This is a genomic window from Stenotrophomonas sp. S49, assembly GCF_016624905.1.
Taxonomy (GTDB): domain Bacteria; phylum Pseudomonadota; class Gammaproteobacteria; order Xanthomonadales; family Xanthomonadaceae; genus Stenotrophomonas.
This window is the reverse complement of the sequence record NZ_JACVUD010000150.1, coordinates 1-5,545: the sequence shown is the minus strand read 5'-3', so window position 1 is coordinate 5,545 and position 5,545 is coordinate 1. Positions and strand designations below refer to the sequence as shown.

The 5,545-nt window shown below is 69.1% G+C and carries 6 protein-coding genes; 4 read left to right on the top strand and 2 right to left on the bottom strand.

Going from position 1 to position 5,545, the window contains the following annotated elements:
• The first annotated feature begins 302 nt into the window (after positions 1–302).
• The 4 genes from IAE58_RS19560 to IAE58_RS19545 all read left to right on the top strand — a co-directional run bounded on the left by IAE58_RS19560 (position 303) and on the right by IAE58_RS19545 (position 3,127).
• Positions 303–602 (top strand): hypothetical protein, encoded by a 300-nt coding sequence (locus tag IAE58_RS19560; RefSeq protein WP_199932335.1) that lies wholly within the window; start codon positions 303–305, stop codon positions 600–602.
• Between the two features lie 30 nt (positions 603–632).
• On the top strand, positions 633–1,370 hold the full coding sequence (locus IAE58_RS19555; protein WP_199932336.1) for an MgtC/SapB family protein: 738 nt from the start codon (positions 633–635) through the stop codon (positions 1,368–1,370).
• Between the two features lie 73 nt (positions 1,371–1,443).
• A complete protein-coding gene (locus tag IAE58_RS19550; RefSeq protein ID WP_199932337.1) occupies positions 1,444–2,514 on the top strand; it encodes an ATP-binding protein in 1,071 nt (356 codons plus the stop codon).
• The gene (locus tag IAE58_RS19545; protein WP_199932338.1) at positions 2,492–3,127 is read left to right on the top strand and encodes a response regulator; all 636 of its coding nucleotides are present in this window, start codon (positions 2,492–2,494) and stop codon (positions 3,125–3,127) included. Before IAE58_RS19550 ends, IAE58_RS19545 begins: the two co-directional genes overlap by 23 nt.
• Positions 3,128–3,262: 135 nt before the next feature.
• Here the strand turns inward: IAE58_RS19545 and IAE58_RS19540 are convergent, their stop codons facing one another.
• Both IAE58_RS19540 and IAE58_RS19535 read right to left on the bottom strand, forming a co-directional pair.
• A complete protein-coding gene (locus IAE58_RS19540) occupies positions 3,263–3,802 on the bottom strand; it encodes a TetR family transcriptional regulator (protein ID WP_199932339.1) in 540 nt (179 codons plus the stop codon).
• Between the two features lie 5 nt (positions 3,803–3,807).
• Positions 3,808–5,337, bottom strand: a complete 1,530-nt coding sequence (locus IAE58_RS19535; protein ID WP_199932340.1) for an MFS transporter — start codon at positions 5,335–5,337, stop codon at positions 3,808–3,810.
• Positions 5,338–5,545: the final 208 nt, after the last annotated feature.

The following is a 5,545-nucleotide window of genomic DNA, read 5'->3' as shown; positions in this document are numbered from 1 at the left end:
TGCTCGACTGCTCCACGCGAAAAGCCGTCGAGCAAGCTCGACGCTACGAAAACCCCACATGCCCCGCACGCGCGGATATACCCACGTATACCCGCGCTGTACCACGGGCCTCTAGGCCGGGCACGGCCAGCGGCGGACAATACCGACCTGCATCCACTGCGGAGTCGAAGATGGATCCCGATCCTGTCGGGTGCGCTGCGCGCGCGCCCCGCCCCCTTGTCCTTCTCTGCTGGTGTCTGGCAGCCGGTTCGCATCACCTTGCGTGACCGGGGCTGCGGGCATCACCTGCCCGGAGCCCGCCCATGTCCTACAAGATCCTCTACATCACCCTGCGTCGTCTGATCGGCGAACGCGCGGTACCAGCGCTGCGCAGCCAGTTGCTGCAGCACGGCCCGGTGCTGTTCGCGCGTGCGCTGGCGCTGGGCTCACCGCGCGTGGTGGCCGACGCCCTTTCGCTGCTGCCCATGGGCGAACGCATCACGGTACTGCGCCACCTGCCTGCGCCACTGCGCGAAACCATGAAGCCGCTGTGCATCGGCAGCAGTCCGCGTGTCCGCCTGCAGGTAGGCAGCGTCGCCGCATGCGTACTTCATCACCCCTGACCGGCGCCGACCTGTAGAGGGCTACTCCCCATGAACCTCGATCTGCACCTGCCGGCATTCGATGCCGGCGCCACCCTGGCATCCCTGCTCAGCCTGTCCACCGCCTTCGTGCTGGGTGGCGCCATCGGTCTGGAACGGCAAGTGCGCCAGCGCACCGCCGGTCTGCGTACCAACACCCTGGTCGCGGTCAGCGCCGCGGTATTCGTCGATCTGGCCTTGCGCTATCACGGACTGCACGGCGGCACGCCTTCGCCGCTGCACGTGGTCGCCTACGTGATTTCCGGCGTTGGCTTCCTCGGCGCTGGCGCCATCATGAAGGACGGCGCCCAGATATCGGGCCTGAACACCGCCGCCACGCTGTGGGGTTCGGCCGCAGTCGGCGCCTGTGCGGGGCTGAAGCTGTTCCCCGAAGCGCTGCTGGCCGCCGTCTTCGTCCTCGCCTCGAACACCCTGCTGCGGCCGGTGGTCAACCGCATCCAGCGCCAGCCGCTGCCGGAAACCTTCAGCGAAGCAACCTACGCCATCAACGTGGTCTGCCAGCGCGAACAGCAGGCCGAGGTGCTGGACCGCCTGCTGCTGTTGCTGGAACAGGCCCAGTACCCGGTGCGTGCCGTAGACCAGCGCCCGTTCGGCGAGCGCGACGTGGAGATCGAAGCAGTGCTGTACGCCACTACCGTCGATGGCACCGAACTGGACGCCGTGCTGGCTGAGCTGGCAGCGCAACCGGGCATGCTGCAGGGGTTCTGGAATGCCACTCTGGAAGAATGACCGGCGCGCTGCCCGCCAGCGCCCCCAACAGCCTTTGCTATCCTCGCGCCTGCCCGCCCGGGAACCGTTGCCGATGCCCCGCCCCCCGCTCCGCCGCCCGCTGGTCTACCTGGCCCTGATCGTCGCCATGGCGGCGATCTTCCTGGTGGACACCTTCAGCGACTATGCCGTCGCTGCCGCCTGCTTCTACGCCGCACTGATCCTTGCCATGTCGCGGCGGCTGCTGTCCCGCCCGCTGCTGGGCCTGGCCTTGGCCTGCGTCGCGTTGACCATCGCCAGCTTCCTGCTCACCCGCGCCGGGGCCTATCGCATCGGCCTGGTGAACACCGCCATCGGCATCCTGGTCATCGGCATCACCACCTACCTGTCCTTGAAGATGGAGGCAGCCAAGGCCGCCGTGCACGACGCGCAGACGCGGCTGCTGCGGGTGGCCCGTGCGTCTACCGTGGGCGAGCTCACCACGTCCATCGCGCACGAGGTGAACCAGCCCCTGGCCGCCATCGCCAGCAGTGCCGAGGCCGCGCAGCGCTGGCTGGCCCAGCAGCCGGCCAACGTGGACCGGGCGCAGCAGGCACTGGCGCGGATCCTGGCCGACGCGCACCGTGCCAGTGACGTGATCGCCCGGGTGCGCGGACTGACCCGCGGCGCAGCGCCACAGCGCGAAGTGTTCGACCTGAACCAGGCCGTGCAGGACATGCTGGCCCTGTCGCAGGCCGAACTGGAGCGCCAGCACATCACTGTGGCCACGCTGCTGGACCCGACGCTGCCCACGGTGCTGGCCGATCGCGTGCAGGTGCAGCAGGTGATCGGCAACCTGCTGCTGAACGCCATCGAAGCCATGGCCAACACGCCGCTGCCCGAGCGCCGCCTGTCCGTGCTCACCCACGCGCGCGACCGGCACGTGCGCCTGAGCGTGCGCGACCGCGGCGTCGGCCTCCCCAGCGAAGCGATCGAACAGGTGTTCGATGCATTCTGGACCACCAAGCCCGACGGTCTGGGCCTCGGCCTCAGTCTGAGCCGCAGCATGCTGGAAGCCAATGGCGGCAGCATCCACGCCGAGCGCGCCAGTGGCGGCGGCGCCTGCTTCATCATCGAACTACCTGCCATGGAGGACGCCGCACATGACCCGCGCCGCGCACACTGAACCCGATGCCGTGGTCTACGTCGTGGATGACGACGCCTCGGTGCGTGCGGCACTGGAGGATCTGCTGGCCTCGATGGGGCTGCAGGTACGCAGCTTTGCTTCAACCCAGGCGTTCCTGGACGCGGCGCGCGAGGATGCGCCGGCGTGCCTGGTGCTGGACGTACGCATGCCCGGCCAGAGCGGCCTGGACTTCCACCGGCAGATGGCCGCCCACGGGCTGCACCTGCCGGTGGTGTTCATCACCGGCCACGGCGACATCGCCATGGGTGTGAACGCCATCAAGGACGGCGCGCTGGAGTTCCTGACCAAGCCGTTCCGCGACCAGCAGTTGCTGGACGCCATCCAGAAAGGTATCGCGCAGGACCGGCAGCGCCGTAGCGAGCACAACGAAACGGCCGCGCTGCAGGCACGCTGGGCCACTCTCAGCCCAGGCGAGCGCGAGGTCGCGCAGGGCGTGGTTGCCGGCCGCTTGAACAAACAGATCGCCGCCGATCTGGGCGTCAGCGAAATCACGGTGAAGGTTCGGCGCGGCCAACTGATGCGCAAGCTGGGCGCACGCACCCTGGTCGACCTGGTCCGCCTCTACGATCGCCTGAGCGCCGAACGCCCGTAGAGTCGAGCTTGCTCGACTGCCCCACTCGGTAGAGTCGAGCTTGCTCGACTGCCCCGCTCGGTAGAGTCGAGCTTGCTCGACTGCTCCACGCGAAAAGCCGTCGAGCAAGCTCGACGCTACGAAAGCCGCTCGACGTTACGGCTTCACCAACAACCCGGCAATCCGCTCGGCCACCTGCGCGCGCAGCGCCGGCTCCAGCTTGCCTTCATACATGGCTTCATAGATCCACAGCCCATCGGCGGCCAGCCGCGCCACGAATCTGTCCATCCCCGCCGCATCATCCACGCTGGCCGGCGCCGCCGGTGCCCAGCGCTCCATCACCGGCGCCCACGGGCGTTCACCGGCCTCCGGGTCCATCGATTCCAGCATGAACAACAGCTCAGCCCGCGTAGCACTCTGCGCCGAAACGCGCACGAAGGTCTGGTAACGCTCCAGCGCACTGGCTTCTTCGGCGCGCTTGCCCAGCAGCACTTCCATCGACGCTTCCCACTGCTGCACCAGATGCTCGTCGATCCCGCGCAGCAGCGCTTCACGCGATGGGAAGTGGTACAGCAGCCCGCCGCGGGTCAACTGCGCTTCGGCAGCCACCGATTCGAAGGTGACCGCGCGCACGCCCTCGCGATTGATGACGGCCACGGCGGCGTCGAGGATACGTTGGCGCTTGCTGGTTCTCATGCGCGCTACTTTACGCGATCGGCCGCCCCCTCGCGGCTTCCGGCACGGCCACGCAGCAACCGGCCCGTGATGATCGCGCCGACCGCCAGCACCGCGGCCACCACCCACAGCACGATGCGGTAGCTGCGGTCGTAAGCCGCCGCGGCCTGCACGAACCACGCCTCCGGCCCGGTCTGTCGGGCCACGTGCACAGCCTGCACGAAGCCCTCGCGCGCGGCATCGGGCAGCCCCGTCACCGGCAGGAACGCGCCGTACAGCGCCGCGCTCAGGCTGCCCAGCAGCGCAACCGCCAGCAGGCCACCGAATTCGTAGGACACTTCTTCCACCGACGATGCCATGCCGGCACGGTGGGCAGGTACGTTGTTGAGGATCGCCGCCGACGCTACCGAGATCGCCGCGCCCATGCCAAAACCGGTGATGGCCATACCTGCAATCACCCAGCCCAGCCCCAGCGGGAACCCGAACGCGACCATCGTCACGCCCACTGCACCGATGCCCAGACCACCGGCGATCAGCGGCCGCAGGCCCAGCCGATGCACCAGACTGCCGCCCAGCAACGCACTGGGCAGGCTGCCGAGCGCGGCCACCGACACCAGCAGCCCCGCATGCAACGGGCTGAAGCCTGCCACCAGCTGGAAGCGCTGGGTGGTGACCAGCTGCAGCCCGGCCAGCGCGAACAGGGTGAACACCGCCGACAAGGCGCCGGCCAGGAACGCCGGGTTCTGGAACACGCTGAAATCCAGCAACGGGTACGGCAGACGACGCTGACGGCGCACGAACGCATAACCGGCCACCGCGGCCAGCAGCAGCGCCGCGGCACCCACGCCGTAGGCCGGCGGCGCGGCAATCCACGACTTGATCGCCAGCACCAGGCCCGACAGCGTGGCCAGCGCCAGCAACGACGACCACAGATCCCACGGGCGCGAGTGATCGCGCTGGCCTTCCGGCGCCAGCACAAGCGTGGCCACGAAGGCGACCACGACCACCGGCACGTTCACCAGGAACACCGAACCCCACCAGAAATGCTGCAGCAGCCAGCCACCGATGATCGGACCCAGCGCCGCACCCACCAGCGATACCGAGCCCCAGATCGCAATGGCCATCGTTCGCTCGCGCGGGTCGTGGAAGCTGAGGCCGATCAAGGCCAGCGTAGCCGGCATCATCGCCGCCGCGCCCACCGCCAACAGCGCCCGTGCGCCGATCAACTGTGCGGCGCTGCCGGCATACGCGGCGACCACCGAGGCCAGCCCGAACACCACCAGCCCGATCAGGAACATGCGACGGTGGCCGATGCGGTCGCCCAGCGTACCGGCGCCCAGCAGCAGGCCCGCCATCACCAGCGGATAGGCATTGATGATCCACAGCGCCTGCGCCGGCGTGGCCGCCAGCGCCTCGCTCAGCGTGGGCAGCGCGGTGTACAGCACCGAGTTGTCCAAGGTGACCAGCAACAGGCCCGCGGCCACGGTGAACAGCAGCGCCCAGCGCCGGGCACGGGACAGGGCCGGAGCGCCGGCCAGAGACTGGGAAACCGCCATGGAACACGCCCGCAAGGAGAATTGACGCCCATAACTATACCGGACGTCCGGTATAGTTATATGAACCCAACCCACCCTCCGGGTATGTCAAGCGTGCCCGACCGCGCCACGCCCCTCGTAGAGGGGGGGGGGGGGGGGGGGGGGGGGGGGGGGGGGGGGGGGGGGGGGGGGGGGGGGGGGGGGGGGGGGGGGGGGGCGGCGGCGGGGG